Source organism: Flavobacterium sp. CG_23.5, assembly GCF_017875765.1.
GTDB lineage: Bacteria > Bacteroidota > Bacteroidia > Flavobacteriales > Flavobacteriaceae > Flavobacterium.
The window spans coordinates 919,501-939,416 of sequence record NZ_JAGGNA010000001.1 but is presented as its reverse complement, the minus strand read 5'-3'; the positions used below and the strand labels follow the sequence as shown (position 1 = coordinate 939,416).

General features: G+C 34.1%; 17 protein-coding genes. 7 read left to right on the top strand and 10 right to left on the bottom strand.

Translation table 11 applies throughout. The annotated features are described in order from the left end of the window. Positions 1–323: 323 nt before the first annotated feature. Complete coding sequence (locus H4V97_RS03890) at positions 324–2,459, top strand: PAS domain-containing hybrid sensor histidine kinase/response regulator (protein WP_209548977.1); 2,136 nt, start codon at positions 324–326, stop codon at positions 2,457–2,459. Between the two features lie 94 nt (positions 2,460–2,553). On the opposite strand, the gene H4V97_RS03885 is transcribed toward H4V97_RS03890, so the two are convergent. From H4V97_RS03885 to H4V97_RS03850, 8 genes are all read right to left on the bottom strand, one after another. Continuing rightward, complete coding sequence (locus H4V97_RS03885) at positions 2,554–3,297, bottom strand: TIGR00730 family Rossman fold protein (RefSeq protein WP_209548976.1); 744 nt, start codon at positions 3,295–3,297, stop codon at positions 2,554–2,556. Positions 3,298–3,490: 193 nt separating this feature from the next. Next, positions 3,491–3,790, bottom strand: coding sequence for a thioredoxin (gene trxA / locus H4V97_RS03880; protein ID WP_209548975.1), 300 nt, complete (start codon positions 3,788–3,790; stop codon positions 3,491–3,493). 7 nt (positions 3,791–3,797) lie between these two features. Next, positions 3,798–3,989, bottom strand: coding sequence for a hypothetical protein (locus tag H4V97_RS03875; RefSeq protein WP_209548974.1), 192 nt, complete (start codon positions 3,987–3,989; stop codon positions 3,798–3,800). Between the two features lie 18 nt (positions 3,990–4,007). Then, the gene (locus H4V97_RS03870; RefSeq protein ID WP_209548973.1) at positions 4,008–4,850 is read right to left on the bottom strand and encodes a methyltransferase domain-containing protein; all 843 of its coding nucleotides are present in this window, start codon (positions 4,848–4,850) and stop codon (positions 4,008–4,010) included. Between the two features lies 1 nt (position 4,851). Then, positions 4,852–5,055, bottom strand: coding sequence for a DUF2892 domain-containing protein (locus H4V97_RS03865; protein ID WP_209548972.1), 204 nt, complete (start codon positions 5,053–5,055; stop codon positions 4,852–4,854). A 98-nt stretch (positions 5,056–5,153) separates the two neighbouring features. Then, positions 5,154–6,566: an MBL fold metallo-hydrolase gene (locus H4V97_RS03860; RefSeq protein WP_209548971.1), complete on the bottom strand. Its 1,413-nt coding sequence runs from the start codon at positions 6,564–6,566 to the stop codon at positions 5,154–5,156. Between the two features lie 79 nt (positions 6,567–6,645). Further along, the gene (locus H4V97_RS03855) at positions 6,646–7,434 is read right to left on the bottom strand and encodes a sulfite exporter TauE/SafE family protein (RefSeq protein WP_209548970.1); all 789 of its coding nucleotides are present in this window, start codon (positions 7,432–7,434) and stop codon (positions 6,646–6,648) included. Positions 7,435–7,507: 73 nt separating this feature from the next. Next, complete coding sequence (locus H4V97_RS03850; protein ID WP_209548969.1) at positions 7,508–8,140, bottom strand: Crp/Fnr family transcriptional regulator; 633 nt, start codon at positions 8,138–8,140, stop codon at positions 7,508–7,510. A 329-nt stretch (positions 8,141–8,469) separates the two neighbouring features. Here H4V97_RS03850 and H4V97_RS03845 point away from each other — a divergent pair, with 329 nt between their 5' ends. The 3 genes from H4V97_RS03845 (at position 8,470) to H4V97_RS03835 (ending at position 12,524) form a co-directional block, all read left to right on the top strand. Continuing rightward, positions 8,470–8,781, top strand: coding sequence for a rhodanese-like domain-containing protein (locus H4V97_RS03845; protein WP_209548968.1), 312 nt, complete (start codon positions 8,470–8,472; stop codon positions 8,779–8,781). Positions 8,782–8,844: 63 nt separating this feature from the next. Continuing rightward, positions 8,845–10,425, top strand: coding sequence for an NADP-dependent glyceraldehyde-3-phosphate dehydrogenase (locus H4V97_RS03840; RefSeq protein ID WP_209548967.1), 1,581 nt, complete (start codon positions 8,845–8,847; stop codon positions 10,423–10,425). Between the two features lie 215 nt (positions 10,426–10,640). After that, positions 10,641–12,524 (top strand): M1 family metallopeptidase, encoded by a 1,884-nt coding sequence (locus H4V97_RS03835; protein WP_209548966.1) that lies wholly within the window; start codon positions 10,641–10,643, stop codon positions 12,522–12,524. A 110-nt stretch (positions 12,525–12,634) separates the two neighbouring features. On the opposite strand, the gene H4V97_RS03830 is transcribed toward H4V97_RS03835, so the two are convergent. Further along, the gene (locus H4V97_RS03830) at positions 12,635–13,546 is read right to left on the bottom strand and encodes a DUF6268 family outer membrane beta-barrel protein (protein WP_209548965.1); all 912 of its coding nucleotides are present in this window, start codon (positions 13,544–13,546) and stop codon (positions 12,635–12,637) included. A 280-nt stretch (positions 13,547–13,826) separates the two neighbouring features. Between H4V97_RS03830 and H4V97_RS03825 the strand changes: the two genes are divergently transcribed. Beyond that, positions 13,827–14,546 (top strand): hypothetical protein, encoded by a 720-nt coding sequence (locus H4V97_RS03825; RefSeq protein ID WP_209548964.1) that lies wholly within the window; start codon positions 13,827–13,829, stop codon positions 14,544–14,546. Between the two features lie 324 nt (positions 14,547–14,870). On the opposite strand, the gene katG is transcribed toward H4V97_RS03825, so the two are convergent. Continuing rightward, positions 14,871–17,120 (bottom strand): catalase/peroxidase HPI, encoded by a 2,250-nt coding sequence (gene katG, locus H4V97_RS03820; protein WP_209548963.1) that lies wholly within the window; start codon positions 17,118–17,120, stop codon positions 14,871–14,873. A 341-nt stretch (positions 17,121–17,461) separates the two neighbouring features. Between katG and H4V97_RS03815 the strand changes: the two genes are divergently transcribed. Then, on the top strand, positions 17,462–17,908 hold the full coding sequence (locus H4V97_RS03815; RefSeq protein WP_209548962.1) for a tellurite resistance TerB family protein: 447 nt from the start codon (positions 17,462–17,464) through the stop codon (positions 17,906–17,908). Between the two features lie 268 nt (positions 17,909–18,176). Continuing rightward, positions 18,177–19,754, top strand: a complete 1,578-nt coding sequence (locus tag H4V97_RS03810) for a GMC oxidoreductase (RefSeq protein WP_209548961.1) — start codon at positions 18,177–18,179, stop codon at positions 19,752–19,754. Positions 19,755–19,916: the final 162 nt, after the last annotated feature.

Here is a 19,916-nt window from a genome sequence, read left to right as displayed (position 1 = left end):
TTTTTTTATAAGCCTATGAAACAAATTTTTACAAAAAATAAATTGATTTAACATTGGTTAATATGTTAGAAATCAGTATCTTCAATTTCCTAAAAAAAACTAATATCGTGAATGTATTTAAAATTACTTTTTGGAGTTTTTAGATTTTTAAAAATTGATTTTGAGATAGATTTTTGAGTTGGAAGGAAATTTTATATTTTGATGTAATATTGGTTTTACGGAGTTTAATTACTTCCAACGATTCATTGAATTAATTAGGTTCAAAGATAATTTTTTAAAGAATGAATTGACAATATCAGCATATTTTTTAATAGTTAGAGCGTATGAAAAATACCAAAAACAAATCGAAAATTATTGCAATTCTTCGCGAAAAAGCCGAAGAATTACAAGCAAATAAAATTCAAGAAAAAGCGGTCGGAAAACTTTCTGAAGCCATGACTTTGAAACTCATTCATGAACTGGAAGTGCATCAGATTGAACTTGAAATGCAGAACGAAGAATTGCTTTTCGCAAAAGGACAAGCTGAAATTGCTAATGAAAAATATACTGAATTATATGATTTTGCCCCTTCAGGATATTTTACCCTTTCTAATGAAGGAAAAATTATTGACGTTAATTTAGCAGGTTCTAACATGCTATTTAGAGAAAGATCCAAACTAATAAGTGGTATGTTTGGCTTTTTTATTTCTAATGACACTAAAACTATTTTCAATCTTTTTTTAGATAAAATCTTTACAAGTAAGGTTAAAGAATCTTGTGAGTTACGTTTTTTGATAAATGACACTACAGTATTTTATGGTTACCTGACTGGGGTTGTTGCAAAAGATCAAGGACAGTGTCTTGTTACATTGATTGATATAACTGAACTTAAGAAAGCTGAGGTCGCATTGTTAGATATCGAAAATAGATATCGGGATTTATTAAATAATCTGGATGTAGGTATTGTCGTTCATTCCCCGAATGGATCCATTATTATGTGTAATCCTAAAGCTTCTGAACTGCTTAGCTTAAGTGAAGATCAGATGAAAGGGAAACAAATAATTGATTCAGAATGGAAATTCTTAGATGAAAATAATGCGCCATTACGACTTGAACACTATCCGGTAAACCAAATTTTAACGAGCCAACAGCCGCTCAAAAATTTCATAGCTGGAGTTAAACGTCCCCATTCCAAAGAAATTATTTCGCTTTTGGTCAATGGTTTCTCAGAGAAAAATACACTGGGAGAATTAACTGAAATAGTAATCAGCTTTGTTGAGATTACTGAGATTAAGCTAATGCAAAAAGAACTTACAAAAGCAAAAGATCTAGCCGAGGCTGCCAATAAGGCTAAATCTAATTTTTTAACGAATATGAGTCATGAAATTAGGACTCCGTTGAATGGAATTATTGGGTTTACGGATTTGCTAATGAAAACGAACTTGGACACCAATCAATTGGAATATATAAATATTGTTAATGAGTCAGCAGTAATATTGATGGATATAATTAATGATGTTTTAGATTTTTCTAAAATTGAAGCAGGGAAATTAGAATTACATATGGAAGAAGTTGATCTTTTTTTGCTAACTCATCAAGTCGTCAGTCTTTTTAAACACCAAGCAAATTTAAAAAATATTGAGTTAATGTTGACTATTGATGAGAATGTACCTCAGTTTGTTTATGCTGACTCCATAAGACTCAAACAGATTATCGTAAACTTAATTGGTAACGCTTTAAAATTCACTTCCGAAGGGACAATAAGTTTAGATATTACTGGATTACCTTCTGTTGATGAAAATATTGCTGCTATTAATTTTTCTGTAAAAGATACCGGCATTGGAATAAAACACAACAATCAAGAAAAAATATTTCATTCTTTTGTACAAGAAGATGCTTCAACCACGCGAAAATTTGGAGGGACAGGCTTAGGACTGGCAATTTCTAATCAACTTCTGGAATTGATGAAGAGTAAGTTACAGCTTAACAGTCATTATGGAAAAGGAAGTGATTTCAATTTTTCTGTCGAATTTAAAAAATCCAAAAGCTTAAAAATACCTTTTCCTTTTCAATTAGAGGAAACAAAAGAACCAGTAAAAGAAAATCTCAATTACACCAAAGTACTTATTGTTGAGGACAATAGGATTAATATGTTACTGGCTAAAAAACTAATAAAAAAAATAATTCCCAATTGTATTATTTTTGAAGCTATAGACGGAAAAGAAGCGATAAAACTGTATAAAAAAGAAAAGCTGGATATTATTTTAATGGACATACAAATGCCTAAAAAAAATGGGTTTGAAACCACTGCTGAAATTCGGAAATTGAGCCATTCTACAAATCCTCCCATCATAGCATTGACCGCTGGAATATTTATCGAAGAGAAAGAAAAATGTTTAAAATCAGGAATGAATGATTATATTTCTAAACCCATAATTCAATCTGATTTAGAAAAAGTATTGTTGAAATGGATAGTTTAATACTATTCTTTATTTCAAAATAGATAGAAATAAATTAGAAGATGAGTTGCTTAATTGGCTAATTTGCCTTTTTTATATAGCTAAAAAAAATATTTTATTTCCTTTTTTCTCTAAACCACCATTTGGATTTATATGGTTCTTTTACTAATCCAAATTTTTTGATAGAGTGTTTTTTAATATGTGCTATTAAATCTTCAACAGAATCCGTAACAAATAACATCTTCATATCTTCCGGAGTTATACTCTCATTTTTTGACATCATTTGAATGTGTTCCCAAAGTTCCTTATGATACTTTGAATCATAAATTACAACTGGAAAACTGTTAATGATTTTATTTTGAATTAGCGTTAGTGCTTCAAATAATTCGTCCAAAGTGCCAATTCCGCCAGGCATTACAACAAAGGCATAGGAATATTTTATCAAAATCACTTTTCTGACAAAAAAGTAAGGAATATAAATCCATTTATGCAAATATGGATTTGGTTTTTGTTCAACAGGGAGAACAATATTGCATCCTACAGAATAACCGCCAATTTCATACGCCCCTTTATTTGCTGCTTCCATGATTCCGGGGCCGCCACCGGTCATGACTGTAAACCCAAGTTTAGCCAATTCGGCTCCAATTCGTTCGGCATCTTGATAATGAATTGTTTCTGGTCCAAATCGGGCAGAACCAAATACAGTCACGCAAGGGCCAATAAAATGCATCTTACGAAATGCTTTAATAAAGTTATATTGTACTTTAAAAGTAAAAATCAAGTTTTTGAATCTTGATAAAGGTTCCCTGATAAATGAAGATTCGGATTTTGAAAGCCTGAATTTTGGTCTATTTTCCATACTGATTTTAAAGATAAAAAAAGTAATCTAACTTTTTTTAAAAAACATATTAAATGTCAATCCCTCCCTTAAACTTCTTGGCAAAGTACTTTCTAAAGGTTTGTAAATTATGGAACAAGTGTTAGAAGAACAAATTTAAAGCTATAAAGGTAATACCCTGCAATAGCATTTATGACTGTTCCTTTTTTAGTAATTAATTACTTTTTTCTAATATCGTTTTAATTAGATCCTCTTTAGTCAGAACACCTGATTGTCTCCATAACTGCTTGCCGTTTTGAAACAGAATCATAGTGGGAACGCCTCGCACTTGGTATTGTGATGCTATTTGTTGGTTTTTATCCACATCAATTTTTATGATAGAAATACGATCTCCCAAACTATCTTTTACATCTTTTAAAATAGGTCCTAACATTTGGCACGGCCCGCACCATGTAGCGAAAAAGTCAACTAATACTGGCTTTTCAGATTTTATAATAGTATCGAAATTACTCATCTTTATTTTATTTTTTGTTTGGAATGGCGCAACCATTTGGTCCGCATCCTAAGTTAAAAATGACCTGAATGAAAAAAAACAAACCAAAAGCGATAAACGTCCATTCTCTAAGGATATATGCTTGCGCAAATAAAAACAAAGAAAAGGCTAAACGAACCCAACGCATTACATGCCAATTGGTAAACAGTAGTTCTTTCATTTTTTTTAATTTAGTAATCTAATGCAACTGACTAATTTTTTTAATGGTATACTTCTCATCATAAGAAATTACTTTTTGCAATTCTTCTAATGCAATTTCTTTGGTACTAACGATCAGTATTTCCGAATAATTACTACTGATACTTAGGTTTAGGATTCCGTCTATTTCAGCGATTTTTTTGGTAATGGTTTCACTGCAACCACTGCAGGTAATCCCTTCAAATTGGTATAGATTCACAATAGCACCCGCATTTTTTTTGAATTCTATAAATAATTCTGAATTAGCTCGAGGAGCTATTGAATTTTGGCACACATCCAATTTTAAAAAGTCAAAAGCCTCTTTGAATAAAAGCGAATATTCCTCTTTGCTTCCACCAAATGGTGGACTTACCTCAAAATTTCTGTTAAATAATAACCCTGCAAGCTTTCCATCATCCGCTAAAAGTTGATGCATTTTCCAAACGTATTTTTGACGCATAGTAGGAGGCAAGGCACAGAAAAAAGTTTGTTCAAGAATCAAATCATATTCCCCTTGATGGGCAAAAAAATCACCCAATACAACCTTTATGTTGCTGTTGTTTGCAAATTTTTGTTTTATGTTTTCGACTAGTGTTGGCGCAATATCAATAACGGTAATATTGATAAACCCTTTTTGTAAAAGATATTCCGCTTCATAAGTATTGCCACATCCTGGAATTAAAATACTACTGTTTTTATTTTCTAAAGTATCGACATAGTTTTTAATAGGTGGGGAAACTTCACCTAAGTCCCAACCGGTGGATTTCGCTTTGTATTGTGCATCCCAATACTCTCGATCCAATGGTTTTTCGCAAGATACTACGCAACATTTAGTTTCTTCCATTTTATACTTCTTTTCGAGTTGAAAAACCAAAAGGGAAATACAACGGGCAAAAGCTTACAAAACTTGTGATTAAAAAAATAACCGCAAAAACACCCAAAATTATAGCAAGCGTTCCGCTAATTACATTGGTAAAATACAATATTGCAATAATAGCCGCGATGCTACTTCTAATAATTTTATCAGTGAGACCCATGTTTTTTTTCATAATATTACAATTTAAATGATTAAAATCTAAAGTAAATTTAAGGTTTAATTTGCTGAAATAGAGTTGTTTTAGTAAAATATTGCACTAAAAAAAAGTTGTTATAACACTTTACTTTGGCATACAAAATCGGTTTTTGGTACAACAGTTTTTGCTATAGCGTTAAATCCACCTTCAATTTCCGTAAAATTCCTGAAACCACGAGCCTGCAAGATAGAAGCCGCGATCATACTGCGATATCCGCCCGCACAATGAAGGAAAAACGGTTCTTTAGGTTCAATATCTTTAATCCAATCATTTATGCTGGCCAAAGGCTTGCTGAAAGCCTCGTCAACATGTTCCGCGCAATATTCACTTTCTTTGCGGATATCTATTACTTTGCTTTCACCAATTTTTACTTTTTTGGCAAACTCTTCTGCGGTAATTCGGTTTATCGTATCAACTTCTTTTCCTCCGTTTTTCCAAGCCTCGAAACCACCTTCAAGATGCCCAATTAAATTGTCAAAACCCACTCGGCTTAATCGAGTAACTGACTCTTCTTCCTGACCTAGTTCTGTCACGAGAATAATCGGTTGTTTTACATCGGCAATTAAAGCGCCTACCCACGGCGCAAAATCACCATCAATACCTATATTTATTGATTGTGGAATAAATCCTTTGGCGAAAGCCCCATTTTTACGAGTGTCCAAGATTAAAGCGCCAGTCTCTTCGACAACAGATTCAAAATCATTTACTTTTATTGCTTTCATTCCGTTATGTAAAACGGTGTCAAAGCTTTCATATCCCTGTTTATTCATGGCCACATTCATACCAAAATAGGCTGGGGGAGGCAATAAACCATCTGTAACTTCTTTGATAAATTCGTCCTCAGTCATATTAGCTCTCAAAGCATAATTAGTTGCTTTTTGGTTACCAATTGTACCAACAGTTTCTTTACTCATATTTTTTCCACAAGCACTTCCGGCACCATGAGCTGGATAAACAATGACTTCATCGGGCAAAGTCATTATTTTCGTTCGTAGCGAATTATATAATATTCCCGCTAATTGTTCCTGTGTCATATGAGCCGACTTTTGAGCTAAATCAGGTCTTCCTACATCGCCGATGAACAAAGTATCGCCTGAGAAAATGGCGTATTCTTTTCCGTTTTTATCAAGCAACAAGTAAGTTGTGCTTTCCATCGTGTGCCCCGGCGTGTGCAGCGCTTTTATTTTAATATCTCCAAGCGGAAATTCTTGACCATCTGTTGCTATTATTGCTTCAAATTCTGGATTAGCGCTTGGTCCATAAACAATTGGGGCGCCAGTTTCTCTGCTTAAATCGATGTGTCCTGAAACAAAATCAGCATGGAAATGGGTTTCAAAAATATATTTAAGTTTGACATTATCACGTTTTAATCGGTCCAGATAAGGTTGTATTTCGCGAAGTGGATCTATAATGACCGCTTCGTTATTTGAAGTTATGTAGTACGCGCCTTGTGCTAAACATCCGGTATATATTTGTTCTATTTTCATGATTTTATTTTTAAAGATTCTAATACAAAGGTAATTCTTGAATTTCAATTTAACTGTGACTATTGTTACACAATGTATTTTATTTAAAGAAGATTTCCTTGGCAATAATATATATTCCCATGACTAATATAAACCAACCAAAAATGGGTTTAAGTTTAGCCCCATCAATTTTTTTTGAAAGCTGGATTCCAATTATCATTCCGACAAAAGCAATACTCGAAATCACAAGTAAAAACGAATAATTAATGGGTGTGCCAATATATAAATCGCCTGCAAAACCGATACTTGAATTTATAAATATAATTAGTAATGAGGTTCCAACTGCTTGTTTCATTGGTAAATTAGCGAAAAATAATAGTGCGGGTATGATTAGAAACCCACCACCAGCACCCAAAAATCCAGTTACAATTCCCACTATAAATCCAATTACTCCTAGTTGTGTGTAATTTGTTTTTGGAGGATTCGGGATTGATTTTCTTTTCCGTATCATCGATATCGCCGCTGCCATCATAAGTACAGAAAAAACAATCATTATCAAGAAACTTTTTGAAACTTGATAAGAAGCAATGGAGAAAAGTGTAGATGCTATTTTTGGAAAAATAACTTCCCGAATTATCAAAATAGAAAATACGGAAGGAATGGCGAAATATAGTGCTGATTTTATTTTAAGATTCCCCATTTTATAATGGCTTATACAACCAAATAAAGCAGTAATTCCCACTATAAATAAAGAATAGCTTGTGGCTAATTCGGGTTCTATTTTAAATAAATAGACTAAAATCGGTATGGTAAGAATGGATCCGCCACCTCCTATTAAACCTAGGGAAAGTCCGATAATAATTGAAGCAAAATAACCTAAATATTCCATCTTTAAATTTTTTATTGCAAAGGTCGCTTGTATCTAATTTACAAACAGTAACATATGTCACATTGAACATTTTTTAGGTCAAAAGTTCAATATTATTGCGGTATAATCGAACTAAACCTCGTTGTTCCATCTTTTTAAGCAAGCGGGAAATTACTTCTCTGGAAGTATTGAGTTCAGTGGCAATTTCTTGATGCGATAATTTTAACTCTTTACAACCACAAGCCTCAGCGTGACGTTTTAAATAAAATTCTAATCGTTCGTCCATGGCTCGAAATGCAATACTATCAACAACTTCCAAGACTTCTTCAAATCGAGTTCGATACGTAAAGATTACAAATTCATACCAACTGCGATGCGCCATCATCCACTTTTCCATCAAGGAAAGCGGGATCATAATTAGCTCAACATCCTCAACCACCTTTGCCATAATTTGGCTTGTTTGATTTTTATTCGCACAAATCATAGAAACCGCACAAGCTTGTCCCGGCTGCAAATAATACATGAAAAACTCACCTCCATTTTCTCCTTCCCGATAAATCTTAATTTGACCTTTAATAATCAAAAGTGTATTGTTTATATACTGGCCTGTGCGCATGATGATATCTCCCGCTTTATATGAGTGTCTAACAGCGTTAGTTTCAATGTCGTTAATAAGCTCGTCTGAAAACGATGGAAATATTTTTTTTAAATCGTCAGAATCATGCATTGCGAAGTGTTTTTTTAAAATATATCTAGTTAAAAAAGAACCGTTATTTTGAAAAAAATCAAGATAAGTAGTGTAAAAGTAAGCTAAAAAGTTAATAATTCAGGGGAACTATTTAATTGAAAATGTGGATGTAAAACAAAATTCAAGGTTAGATATAAATGTATTTCCTATGGATTTAATGGACTAAATGTTAATAATTTCGTAAACAAAAATATAATTTGCTGATTATTAATGTTTAACTAAAACGTTTTCTGTGAAATATAATATAATTTAGAAGGGGACCGTTTATAGTTATTTAAAAACGTTGTATTTTTACAAAAAACATCATCATGAATTTAACACAAGAAGATTGGATTTCTCAGCTCGAAGCAGATGAGAATGCAGTAATACTAGACGTAAGAACTGAGGACGAATACAATGACGGAATTATATCCAATGCGATAAATATTGATATTCATCAAGGACCCGTTTTTGTTTCCGAAATAGACGCATTAGATAAAAGTAAAAACTATTATGTTTATTGTCGTTCTGGAGCAAGAAGTGCAAAAGCCTGTGAAATTATGAATGAATTAGGCATTGAAAACGCCTATAATTTAACGGGAGGAATTTTGGCTTGGAACGGAGATATCGTTTCTCCATAAAACCGAACAAGGCAATAACTTCTTTTCGGACCTTAAAATACCAAAAAACAAAAACAACCAAAAATGAATTCAATACCAGAAGAATTTCAGATAAAGACCTTATTAAACCAAGATACTTATTTAGTAAATGGTGAATTAAAAAAATGGGAAGGGCAGACAACTCCCGTATTTTCTACGATTTCCTCCACAGAAAAATATGATCCAACCATCTTAGGGTCGATTCCTTTTATGGGAGAAGTAGAAGGAGTAGAAGCGGTTGATGCTGCGTATGCTGCCTACAATAATGGTCAAGGATTATGGCCTACCATGAAAGTCGCGGACCGTATCAAATGCATGAAACGTTTTGTTACTCAAATGGAAGCGACCCGTGAAGAAGTAGTGAAGTTCTTGATGTGGGAAATAGGAAAAACATTGCCCGATTCCCAAAAAGAGTTTGACAGGACCGTAGAATACATCTATGATACAATTGAAGATTACAAACAACTGGATCGAAACAGTGCCCGTTTTACAAAGAGCCAAGGCGTAAATGCAATGGTACGTCGCGGACCACTAGGAGTTGTGTTGTGTCTTGGACCATACAATTATCCGCTAAACGAAACCTTCGCCTTATTAATCCCTGCTCTAATTATGGGAAATACAGTAGTATTTAAACCCGCAAAACATGGAGTTTTATTAATTTCGCCTTTATTGGAAGCTTTCAGAAACAGTTTTCCAGCGGGTGTTATAAATATTGTGTACGGTAGAGGTAGAGAGGTGGCTTCGCCTATTATGAAATCAGGAAAAGTGGCTGTTTTGGCATTGATAGGAAATAGTAAATCAGCGATTGCTTTGCAGGATCAGCACCCAAATAAAAACAGATTGCGATTAATTTTAGGCTTGGAAGCCAAAAACCCTGCGATAATATTACCGGACGCCGATTTAGATTTGGCCATTCAAGAATGTATTGCCGGAACTTTATCTTTCAACGGACAGCGTTGCACCGCCCTGAAAATTTTATATGTGCACGAATCTATAGCGGAAGAATTTAATAAACGTTTCGCTGCCAAAGTTGATGCGCTAGTTTTTGGGAATCCTTGGGATAAAGCAGTTTCTTTAACGCCTTTACCGGAGAAAGAAAAACCAGCTTATATCCAAGAATTGATTGATGATGCTATTGCAAAAGGAGCGAAGGTAATCAATGAAAAAGGAGGGGAACATTCCCCAAATTATATTTTTCCAGCCGTTTTATATCCCATAAATAAGGAAATGCGGGTGTATCATGAAGAACAATTCGGACCCGTAGTGCCTGTTTTAACTTTCAAAGATATACAAGAGCCATTAAACGATATGGCAGAGTCTAATTACGGACAGCAAGTAAGTTTGTTTGGAAAAGATATCAAAACAATTGCACCGCTTATCGACACATTAGTAAATCTAGTTTGCCGTGTCAATCTTAATAGTTCTTGTCAAAGAGGCCCAGATATTTACCCTTTTACAGGTCGTAAGGACTCCGCTGTGGGAACATTGAGTATTCATGACGCTTTGCGCTCGTTCTCTATTAGAACTTTCGTAGCTTCAAAAGACAATGAATATAATAATGCAATTTTACAGGCTTTATTGAATAGTGATCAGTCAAATTTTATAACTACGGATTACATATTGTAATTGAGTTTTATTCGAAAATCAAAAACCGTCTCGTTTATTATAACGAGACGGTTTTTTTATGTTTCAAAATGCGCAGTTCCTCTAATTTTTTGGAAGCCCACAAATTTAAGATTGGAGAATAACTAAATTTTTTATTCAAGATGATTGTGTTACAAAATGGAATTTATTGCTACTAATACTTTATTACTAACATTTATATTTGAAATTCCGCGGCTATGAAAAAAAAATCCCCATTATTATTGTTGTTTGTAATCGCTTTTTGGGCGCAAAACGGTATAGCACAAGAGCTATACACACCTAGAAATATTAAGGAATCTTATCTAAAAGAAAGCCGCTCCACAACTGGAAAACCAGGTAAAAAGTACTGGCAGAATAAAGGGAATTACACAATGGAAATTTCCGTAAATCCCGATACCAAAATCGTTAGCGGTACAGAAAGTATTGTTTATGAAAACAACAGTAATGATACTTTAAAAACGATTGTCATTCGTTTCGTAAACAATTTGCATAAGCCAATGTCGCCTCGTGGCGGAGAGGTGAGTGAAGATTTTTTATCAGCAGGATTGACTTTGACTTCCGTTAAAATTAATGATGAGATTTATAACGAAAATGCTAAAAATTGGGGGACAGTAGGGAGTGTTAAACTCAAAAAACCTTTGCTTCCTCATACAAAAGCAACTTTAAATATCAATTGGAATTATCCGTTATCCAAAGAGAGCGGGAGAGAGGGACAAATAGACGATTCTACTTTTTTTGTCGCTTACAGTTATCCCCGCGTTTCCGTATATGATGATTATAATGGATGGGATCGACTTCCACACACGGATCGTCAGGAATTTTATAATGATTTCAATGACTACACTTTTTCTATAAAAGCGCCTAAAAATTATGTGGTATATGCCACGGGTGATTTGCTAAATCCTGAAGAGGTTTTGCAAGCGGAATACGCTGCGAGATTAAAAAAATCATACACGACGGATGAGGTGATGCATATTGCCAATGAACAGGAAATGAAAGATGGAAAAGTAACGTTGCAGAATGATATGAATACATGGAAATTCAAAGCAAATTCAATTTCGGATGTCTGCTTTGGTTTAAGTAATCATTATTTATGGGATGCCGGAAGCGTTATTGTAGACAATAAAACCAATCGTCGTGTGAGTACTCAGGCTGCTTATGACGTAAAAGGAACTGATTTTATCAATTCGGTAAAAAATAACAACTATGCATTAGCGTGGTTTTCTAACAATTGGCCAGGAGTACCTTACCCTTTTTCTAAAATGACTGCATTTCAAGGTTTTGCCGATATGGAATATCCTATGATGGTTAACGATTCACAAATGGGTGATCCAGTTTTTGCACAATTGGTACAAGATCATGAGATTGCGCATACTTATTTCCCGTTTTATATGGGTATAAATGAAAGCCGTTATGCGTTTATGGATGAAGGTTGGGCAACAACACTCGAATATTTAATTGGGATTGCAGAGCATGGAAAAGAAGCCGCTGATAAATTTTATAAAAACTTTAGAGTTAATAGATACATTAATGATAAATCTGCAGAAGAAGATCAGCCAATAATCTCCATGTCCTCTCAAGTATCAGGTGTTGGTTATGGAAATAATTCTTATGGAAAAGCTTCACTTTCTTATTTGGCTTTAAAAGACATGCTTGGGGATGATTTATTTAAAAAAGCACTACACAATTATATGCAAGACTGGAACGGTAAACATCCTATTCCTTGGGATTATTTTTATTCCATGAATAGCAGTGCCGGTAAAAATTTAAATTGGTTTTTCAATAATTGGTTTTTTAGCAATAATTATATTGATTTGGCAATTGTAAATTCAAGTTCCAAAGCTTCAAACAATTCTATTTCTATAAAAAATGAAGGTGGTTTTGCGATTCCTTTTGATATAAATATTGTTTATGTGGATGGAACGAAAGAAACGGTGCATAAAACACCGGCAGTTTGGGAAGCTAACCAAAAGATGGTAAAATTCACTTTTAAAGGAAACAAAAAAGTAAAATCGGTAACACTTGATGGCGGCATTTTCATGGATGCTACGCCAATAAATAATACTTGGATCAACAAATAATTGATGATATAAAGTCGATAATTGGTTTGACGTAATATGAATGATAAAAACCGCCTCGTTATAGTAAAACAAGGCGGTTTTTTTATGAATTAAGAATATAATGTATAGCGTTATTTTTTAACGTTACCCAAATCAAAACGATAGATAGCTTCCATCTTTAAAAGTATCGTGTTTGATTTGTCTTCAAACAATCGGGTGCGGTTATCACCAAATTTTAATGCCAGAATTTGTAAATCAAGTTTTTGATCCATTGGGTATACTCTAAAATCGTTTAAAGAATAGCCTAATTTTAGACGTAAGAGAATTTTTTTGTCGAGCACACTTCGTTGTACGTAAGAAGAAAAATCTATCGAGTTATTTTCGACATAATTCGAACGAATATTATCAGTGGTCAGTTTGTAACTATTTCCATGACCAAGAAAATCAACACCGATTCTTGTTTTATCAGTTAAACTATAATTGATATCAGCATCATTTGGCATAAAGGCATTTATTTCAAAACGTTTATTCGGACTGTGATAATAGAAAGTAACAATGGGAACCACGGACATACCATAAGCTTCACTGCTGCCGTAAAGTCCTAAACCGTAACCAAAATTTTCGTTTCTTTTATATTTTAATACAGCCAATCCGCCTAGATAAATATCTTCACTGCTGACATTAATATAATCAGATGCCACTTTTGGCAGGAAAAGGTATAGTCCACTCCAATGTTCGGAATGTTTTACACTCAGACCAGCTCTTAAATTTGTTGAATATAAATGATTGTTATTGGAATCGGGAAATAATTGTAAGCTATAGCTGCTGAAATTTACACCGGCAACAGCAGTATATTTTTCATTTAAAACAACTGGTAAAGTAAGATTTGTTTGAAATGTGGAGATGCTGGTATTAACAGATGAATTTTCAAATGTTTTTTCTTGTGATTTTCCATAGTTTACGGAAAATAGATCTATATATTCTTGAGCGTTACATAAAAAAGGCAGTATTAAAAATAACAATTGTAATATTTTTCGTTTCATTTTATAAATTTTGACATTATTTAATTAGCCCCAATATTCATTCTTAAATTAATAAAAGAAACCCTAATCCGCTTTAAACAAACGAGATAGTGATGACTAATCGTCCTAATTATTTGGCGAATATAATGATATTGTTCTTCTGTAAAATTGGTATTTAGTGAATTCAGTGAATTTTACAAGTAAACGGGAAATAATTTCGCGTCTAAATAAACTGTAATTCGCTCATTATCAGTATTTATAGTTATATTTACGTAATAAAAACAACTTAAAAAATAATAGTATGAAAAACATTAAAAAATTTTTAAAACCAGTTTTGATAGTATTTTTGGTCACTTCATTTTTATCTTGTAAAAACAATAAGACAGAGAAAACAGAAACTGAAGAGGCAATGCCTAAGGACACTGCTACCGCTGTTGCCGTATTTGAACCCTTTAAAGTAATGTTGATTAAGCATAAAGTAGCTGATTACGATAAATGGAGAAAAGAATACGATGCTCATGATTCGATACGGACAGCTTATACTATTTCACATTATATGGTAGGAAGAGGAACTGATGATGCCAATATGATTGTGACAGCAACTAAATTTGTTGATTTGCAAAAAGCGAAAGATTTCAGCGCACTTCCATACCTAAAAGAAGCAATGAAAAAAGCTGGAGTGATTGGTAAACCTGAATTTTCTTATCATGAGGTGATACGTAATGATGATACGCCAATTGACCAGAAAGATAGGGTAATGGTGACCCATAAAGTAAAAGATTTTGATGCTTGGCTCAAAGTGTACGATGCCGAAGGAACTGCCAAAAGAATGGAAGAAGGTTTCATTGATAGAGGATTGGCGCGTGGTATTGATGATCCTAATATGGTAACGATAGTTTTTGCTATCACAGATATGAAAAAAGCAAAAGAAAGCATTACCTCTGAGGCAAAGAAAAAATTGATGATGGATGCAGGTGTAGAAGGGGTTCCAGAAATATTCTATTATAAAATAGTGGAGTAGTTCATAGGTTTTAAAATATAAAGAAACTGTCTTGTTTATAGAAATGAGATGTTTTTTTTTATGGGTAGTTTGGGATTTCGAAATTTTTTTAATAAAAATATAAAAGGGTTTTTTAATTCATCACCACCAATGAAAGCAAAAGTTATAACTTGATATTACTAGGAGGTGCAGTAGTTTGATAAGCTCAGTTTGACAAAGATTTGATATCTTCTAAAGTATTACTAACTCAAATAGTTAAAAAGGCTAAAAACACATCAATTTAGAAAATAAAAAAGGTGGTCCATTATTAGACCACCTTTTAAGCTAAATTTAATATTCTAATAATTAAACCAAGTCGAAACGGTCAAGGTTCATCACTTTAGTCCAAGCTGCAATAAAGTCTTTTACAAATTTTTCTTGAGCATCTGCACAACCATAAACTTCGGCAATGGCTTTAAGTTCTGAGTTCGAACCAAAAATAAGGTCAACACGAGTTCCAATCCATTTCAATCCACCAGCCATACGATCACTTCCTACAAAGGCGTCATCAGATTCTGATACTGCTTTCCAAGTGGTACTCAAATCAAGTAGATTCACAAAGAAATCATTGGTAAGTGCTTCTGGATGTTTCGTGAAAACACCATTTTGCGACTGATCAAAATTGGTATTTAATACACGCATACCGCCCACAAGAACTGTCATTTCCGGTGTTGTCAATGTTAATAATTGTGCTTTGTCAACCAACATTTCTTCTGCCGAAACCGTAAATTTTGTCTTAACATAATTACGGAATGCGTCTGCTTGTGGTTCAAGAACTGCAAATGATTCTATATCTGTTTGCTCTTGTGATGCATCTGTCCGTCCTGGACTAAAAGGAACTGTTACATATTGTCCCGCATTTGCAGCAGCTTTTTCAATACCTGCACTACCACCTAAAACGATCAAGTCCGCAATTGAAACTTGCTTTCCATTAGGTTGCGCGTTGTTGAACTCATTTTTGATGCTCTGCAATTTGTTTAATACTCGCTCTAATTGAGACGGATTATTTACTTTCCAATCTTTTTGTGGTTCTAGACGAATTCGTGCTCCATTAGCGCCACCACGTTTATCTGATCCACGGAAAGTAGATGCCGATGCCCAAGCGGTACTCACTAATTCAGGTATAGATAGTCCTGAAGCGAGAATATTTGCTTTCAATAGCGCAATATCCTGTACGTCAATTAATGGATGCGAAACAGCTGGAACAGGATCTTGCCAAATTAATTCTTCAGCAGGAACTTCCGGCCCTAAATAGCGTACTTTTGGCCCCATATCTCTGTGCGTTAGCTTGAACCATGCTTTTGCAAACGCATCATTGAATTCTGTTGGATTTTCAAAAAAGTGTCTTGAAATTTTCTCGTATATAGGGTCAACTCTTAACGATAAATCAGTAGTCAGCATGAAAGGTTGGTGACTTTTTGTAGCATCGTGAGCATCTGGCACAGTACCTGCGCCTGCATTATCTTTTGGTCTCCATTGATGTGCACCGGCCGGGCTCTTAGTCAATTCCCATTCGAACCCAAACAAGTTTTCAAAGTAGTTATGACTCCATTTTATTGGTGTTGTGGTCCAAGCACCTTCAAGACCACTTGTAATTGTATCGCCTGCATTTCCAGTGCCGTAGGTGTTTTTCCAACCTTGTCCTTGGGCATCAATTAATGAACCTGCTGGTTCTGAGCCCACGTATTTATTAGGATCAGCGGCACCATGGGTTTTCCCCAATGTGTGTCCACCAGCAATAAGCGCTACAGTTTCTTCATCATTCATTGCCATACGTTTAAAAGTCTCCCGAATATCATGAGCTGCCAACAATGGATCAGGATTACCGTCAGGACCTTCAGGATTGACGTAAATAAGCCCCATTTGAACCGCAGCTAAGGGATTTTCTAAATCACGATCGCCTGAGTAACGACTATTTGGAGTGTTACTAAGTGCCAACCATTCTTTTTCAGAACCCCAGTAGATATCTTCTTGTGGTTCCCAAACATCCTCACGTCCCCCAGCATAGCCAAAGGTTTCAAAACCAGCCGATTCTAACGCGCAGTTACCAGTTAGAACCATTAAATCAGCCCAGGAGATTTTCTTCCCATATTTTTGTTTGAGTGGCCATAATAACAAACGAGCTTTGTCTAGGTTTGCATTATCTGGCCAACTGTTTAGTGGTGCAAAACGTTGCGTCCCGAAACCTGCACCACCACGGCCGTCTGCAATACGATACGTTCCGGCACTGTGCCATGCCATTCTAATGAAGAACGGGCCATAGCTACCGTAATCAGCAGGCCACCAATCCTGAGATGTGGTCATGACATCCATGATATCTTTCTTTAAAGTTGCTAAATCTAGAGACTTGAATTCTTCAGCATAATTAAATGTGTCTCCCATCGGATTGGAAAGAGGAGAGTTTTGGCGCAGAATGTTCAATTTCAATTGATTTGGCCACCAGTCGCGGTTGCTATTTCCTTTACCAGTGCTTTGTTTTGGAGCAACTACCCCAGAAAAAGGGCATTTGGTTTCTGCGTTGACGTCGTAGGATGTTGGTTTTGTGTTATTTTCCATAGTATGATTGATTTTCTTTTTTATAAATTTACCTTACGAAATTACCCAAATTTTTACTTGTCTAAATCAATTTCAATAGATAAAAACTATAGTCTTAGCTAAAATTTGTTATTTATCAACTTAAGTAAAAAGAATTAATAAATATTTAGTATTCAAAAAAGACAGTTCTTAGTGATTCAAACGCATTTTTAAATGATATCATGGTTTGAATTGTTTTTTCAAGAATAACTTGGATTTAAACTTTTCATATTTAAACTATAAATGGGAGTTGTTTTTTAAATTTAAATTTGGGCGATTCACGAATGTTTTAGTAGTAACTTTAACCAAAAAATAAAAAAAAAATGAACTCATTTGAAGATAAAAATAATAGTAAACAAAATCCTGTAACCTCAGAGTTTGAAGCTTGGGTTGGAATTTTATACTCTTGTATTTCTGCAGACAATCAAATTACGGATTCGGAAACAGCATCATTATCACGATTGTTGCATTCTAAAACGAAATTTATGGGAATCGATATTGGGCCTCTTTATGCAAAATCATTCCATTTAAGAACGGAGATGGGACAATTAAAATACATTTCGGACTGTTGTGAATGGATTAAAGACGAGGATAAAGAAACGGTATTTGCTCTCGCATTGGAAGTTTTACTTGCGGATGGAATATTGGAGAAAGAAGAAAAAAATATAATTGAAGTTTTATCAAAACTGCTGAAAATGGACCTTGGAATGGCCAGTAAAATAATTGAAGTTATATTCTTAAAAAATAAAGGGAATGTTAAAGGAATATAAACTGTCACTGCAAAAATAGTTTGTTGCTTATAACAGATTAGTTAGGAATTATTATTTTTTTAAACGAAAAGACAAACTAAAAGAGCATTTCAAACCGAAAGGCTCTTTTTTTTATAATTATTTTATACCAAAATAATTACTCAAGTCTTTTTTAATCTAGAAGCAGCGAAGTAATTTTTCAATCTAATAATAAATTTATTACGGTATTTTAGTATGCACGCATATTATTCAAATTAATTACTTATTTTCGGAATATAATTCAAAAACAATGCAATACGATTTTGACTACATTATAATAGGAAGTGGGTTTGGAGGTTCTGTCAGCGCTTTACGGCTTGCTGAAAAAGGCTATAAAGTTCTGGTGATTGAAAAAGGAAAATGGTACAAATCCGACGATTTTGCCAAAACCAATTGGAATCTTCCTAAATGGCTATGGATGCCGTCCTTACGTTTCTTTGGTATAATGAAAATGAGCATTTTCAAGCATATTGTGATTATATCGGGCACGGGTGTTGGAGGTGGATCTTTAGTTTATGCCAATACCTTGCCTGTTCCAAAATCATCATTTTACAAATCCGGAAGTTGGAGCGAATTAGAAGATTGGGAAAATGAATTAAAACCATTTTACCAAAAAGCGCTTATGATGCTTGGTGCAGCCCGAAACCCAAAATTATTTGATGGAGATATTGCGTTAAAGAAATTAGCAAAAGATATAGGACGAGAAGATCAATTTGAACATCCCGATGTCGCTGTTTTCTTTGGAAAAGCAGGAGAAAAAGTGAAAGATCCATATTTTGAGGGTGAAGGACCTGAAAGAGCTGGCTGTAATTTTTGTGGCGGATGCATGACGGGTTGCAGGTATAATGCAAAAAACACATTGGACAAAAATTATCTTTATTTAGCACAAAATTTAGGCGCAGAAATTCTAGCTGAAAATGAGGTTTATGATGTTTTTCCTATTGATGGTAAAGACGGAGCGACTGGATATAAGGTTTTTGCGAATTCAAGCACTAAATTTTTTAAGCACAAAAAAGAATTTACTGCCAAAGGAGTGATTTTTTCTGGAGGAGTTTTGGGTACCATCAAATTACTCCTAAAACTAAAAACAAAATCACTTCCGTTATTGTCAGATAAAGTGGGAGATGATATAAGAACAAATAACGAAACGCTGATAAGTGTTTCCTCTTTGGATAAAAGTAAAAACTTATCAAGAGGAGTGGCTATTGGAAGTTTACTTCACACGGATGAAAACAGTCATCTGGAAATTGTAAGATATTCTGAAGGTTCCGGCTTTTGGAAATTACTTCATTTGCCTTTATCCAATGGTAAAAATACGCCAAGTCGTTTATTAAATATGGCGCAACAAGTACTAAAATATCCAGTAAGCTATTTCAAAATTTATTTTGTGAATAGTTGGTCAAAAAGCACAACGGTTTTGTTATTCATGCAATCCATTGATAGCACTTTAAAGTTTAAAAATAATTTTTTCGGAGGAATGGCTTCAGCGGTCAGCACAGGAGTAAAACCCAGTGCCTATATCCCTGAATCTATAAAATTAACTGAAAAGTATAGTAAAATAATTAATGGAGTGCCCACCTCATTTGCCTTAGAATCTATTGCAGGAATACCATCAACTGCTCATGTTTTAGGAGGTGCGGTGATGGGAAAAGACAGCGAGCAAGGAGTAATTAACAAGGATAATGAAGTCTTTGGGTATAAAAACATGTTCGTAATAGACGGTGCTATGATTTCAGCTAATCCGGGAGTAAATCCGTCGCTTTCAATCACAGCAATTGCAGAAAGAGCAATGGCGCAAATACCATTTAATACGGATTCAAAATTATAGTCAGTACTTTTAAGTAAACCATTAAGAGTGTTTCAATACCTAAAAATATCATTTGTTTTAAGAAACAGAAGTTTTGCTAATATTAAAAAGTAGAAAATAATCGGTAAAGGATAATTTTGTATTTGTTAACTCCTTTATATTAAATTAATTGCTTAATTTAGA

What these genes read in the sequence shown, in the direction of transcription:
- H4V97_RS03890 (WP_209548977.1), top strand. Translation starts at nt 324, where the DNA reads ATGAAAAATACCAAAAACAAATCGAAAATTATTGCAATTCTTCGCGAA.
- H4V97_RS03885 (WP_209548976.1), bottom strand. Translation starts at nt 3,297, where the DNA reads ATGGAAAATAGACCAAAATTCAGGCTTTCAAAATCCGAATCTTCATTT.
- trxA (WP_209548975.1), bottom strand. Translation starts at nt 3,790, where the DNA reads ATGAGTAATTTCGATACTATTATAAAATCTGAAAAGCCAGTATTAGTT.
- H4V97_RS03875 (WP_209548974.1), bottom strand. Translation starts at nt 3,989, where the DNA reads ATGAAAGAACTACTGTTTACCAATTGGCATGTAATGCGTTGGGTTCGT.
- H4V97_RS03870 (WP_209548973.1), bottom strand. Translation starts at nt 4,850, where the DNA reads ATGGAAGAAACTAAATGTTGCGTAGTATCTTGCGAAAAACCATTGGAT.
- H4V97_RS03865 (WP_209548972.1), bottom strand. Translation starts at nt 5,055, where the DNA reads ATGAAAAAAAACATGGGTCTCACTGATAAAATTATTAGAAGTAGCATC.
- H4V97_RS03860 (WP_209548971.1), bottom strand. Translation starts at nt 6,566, where the DNA reads ATGAAAATAGAACAAATATATACCGGATGTTTAGCACAAGGCGCGTAC.
- H4V97_RS03855 (WP_209548970.1), bottom strand. Translation starts at nt 7,434, where the DNA reads ATGGAATATTTAGGTTATTTTGCTTCAATTATTATCGGACTTTCCCTA.
- H4V97_RS03850 (WP_209548969.1), bottom strand. Translation starts at nt 8,140, where the DNA reads ATGCATGATTCTGACGATTTAAAAAAAATATTTCCATCGTTTTCAGAC.
- H4V97_RS03845 (WP_209548968.1), top strand. Translation starts at nt 8,470, where the DNA reads ATGAATTTAACACAAGAAGATTGGATTTCTCAGCTCGAAGCAGATGAG.
- H4V97_RS03840 (WP_209548967.1), top strand. Translation starts at nt 8,845, where the DNA reads ATGAATTCAATACCAGAAGAATTTCAGATAAAGACCTTATTAAACCAA.
- H4V97_RS03835 (WP_209548966.1), top strand. Translation starts at nt 10,641, where the DNA reads ATGAAAAAAAAATCCCCATTATTATTGTTGTTTGTAATCGCTTTTTGG.
- H4V97_RS03830 (WP_209548965.1), bottom strand. Translation starts at nt 13,546, where the DNA reads ATGAAACGAAAAATATTACAATTGTTATTTTTAATACTGCCTTTTTTA.
- H4V97_RS03825 (WP_209548964.1), top strand. Translation starts at nt 13,827, where the DNA reads ATGAAAAACATTAAAAAATTTTTAAAACCAGTTTTGATAGTATTTTTG.
- katG (WP_209548963.1), bottom strand. Translation starts at nt 17,120, where the DNA reads ATGGAAAATAACACAAAACCAACATCCTACGACGTCAACGCAGAAACC.
- H4V97_RS03815 (WP_209548962.1), top strand. Translation starts at nt 17,462, where the DNA reads ATGAACTCATTTGAAGATAAAAATAATAGTAAACAAAATCCTGTAACC.
- H4V97_RS03810 (WP_209548961.1), top strand. Translation starts at nt 18,177, where the DNA reads ATGCAATACGATTTTGACTACATTATAATAGGAAGTGGGTTTGGAGGT.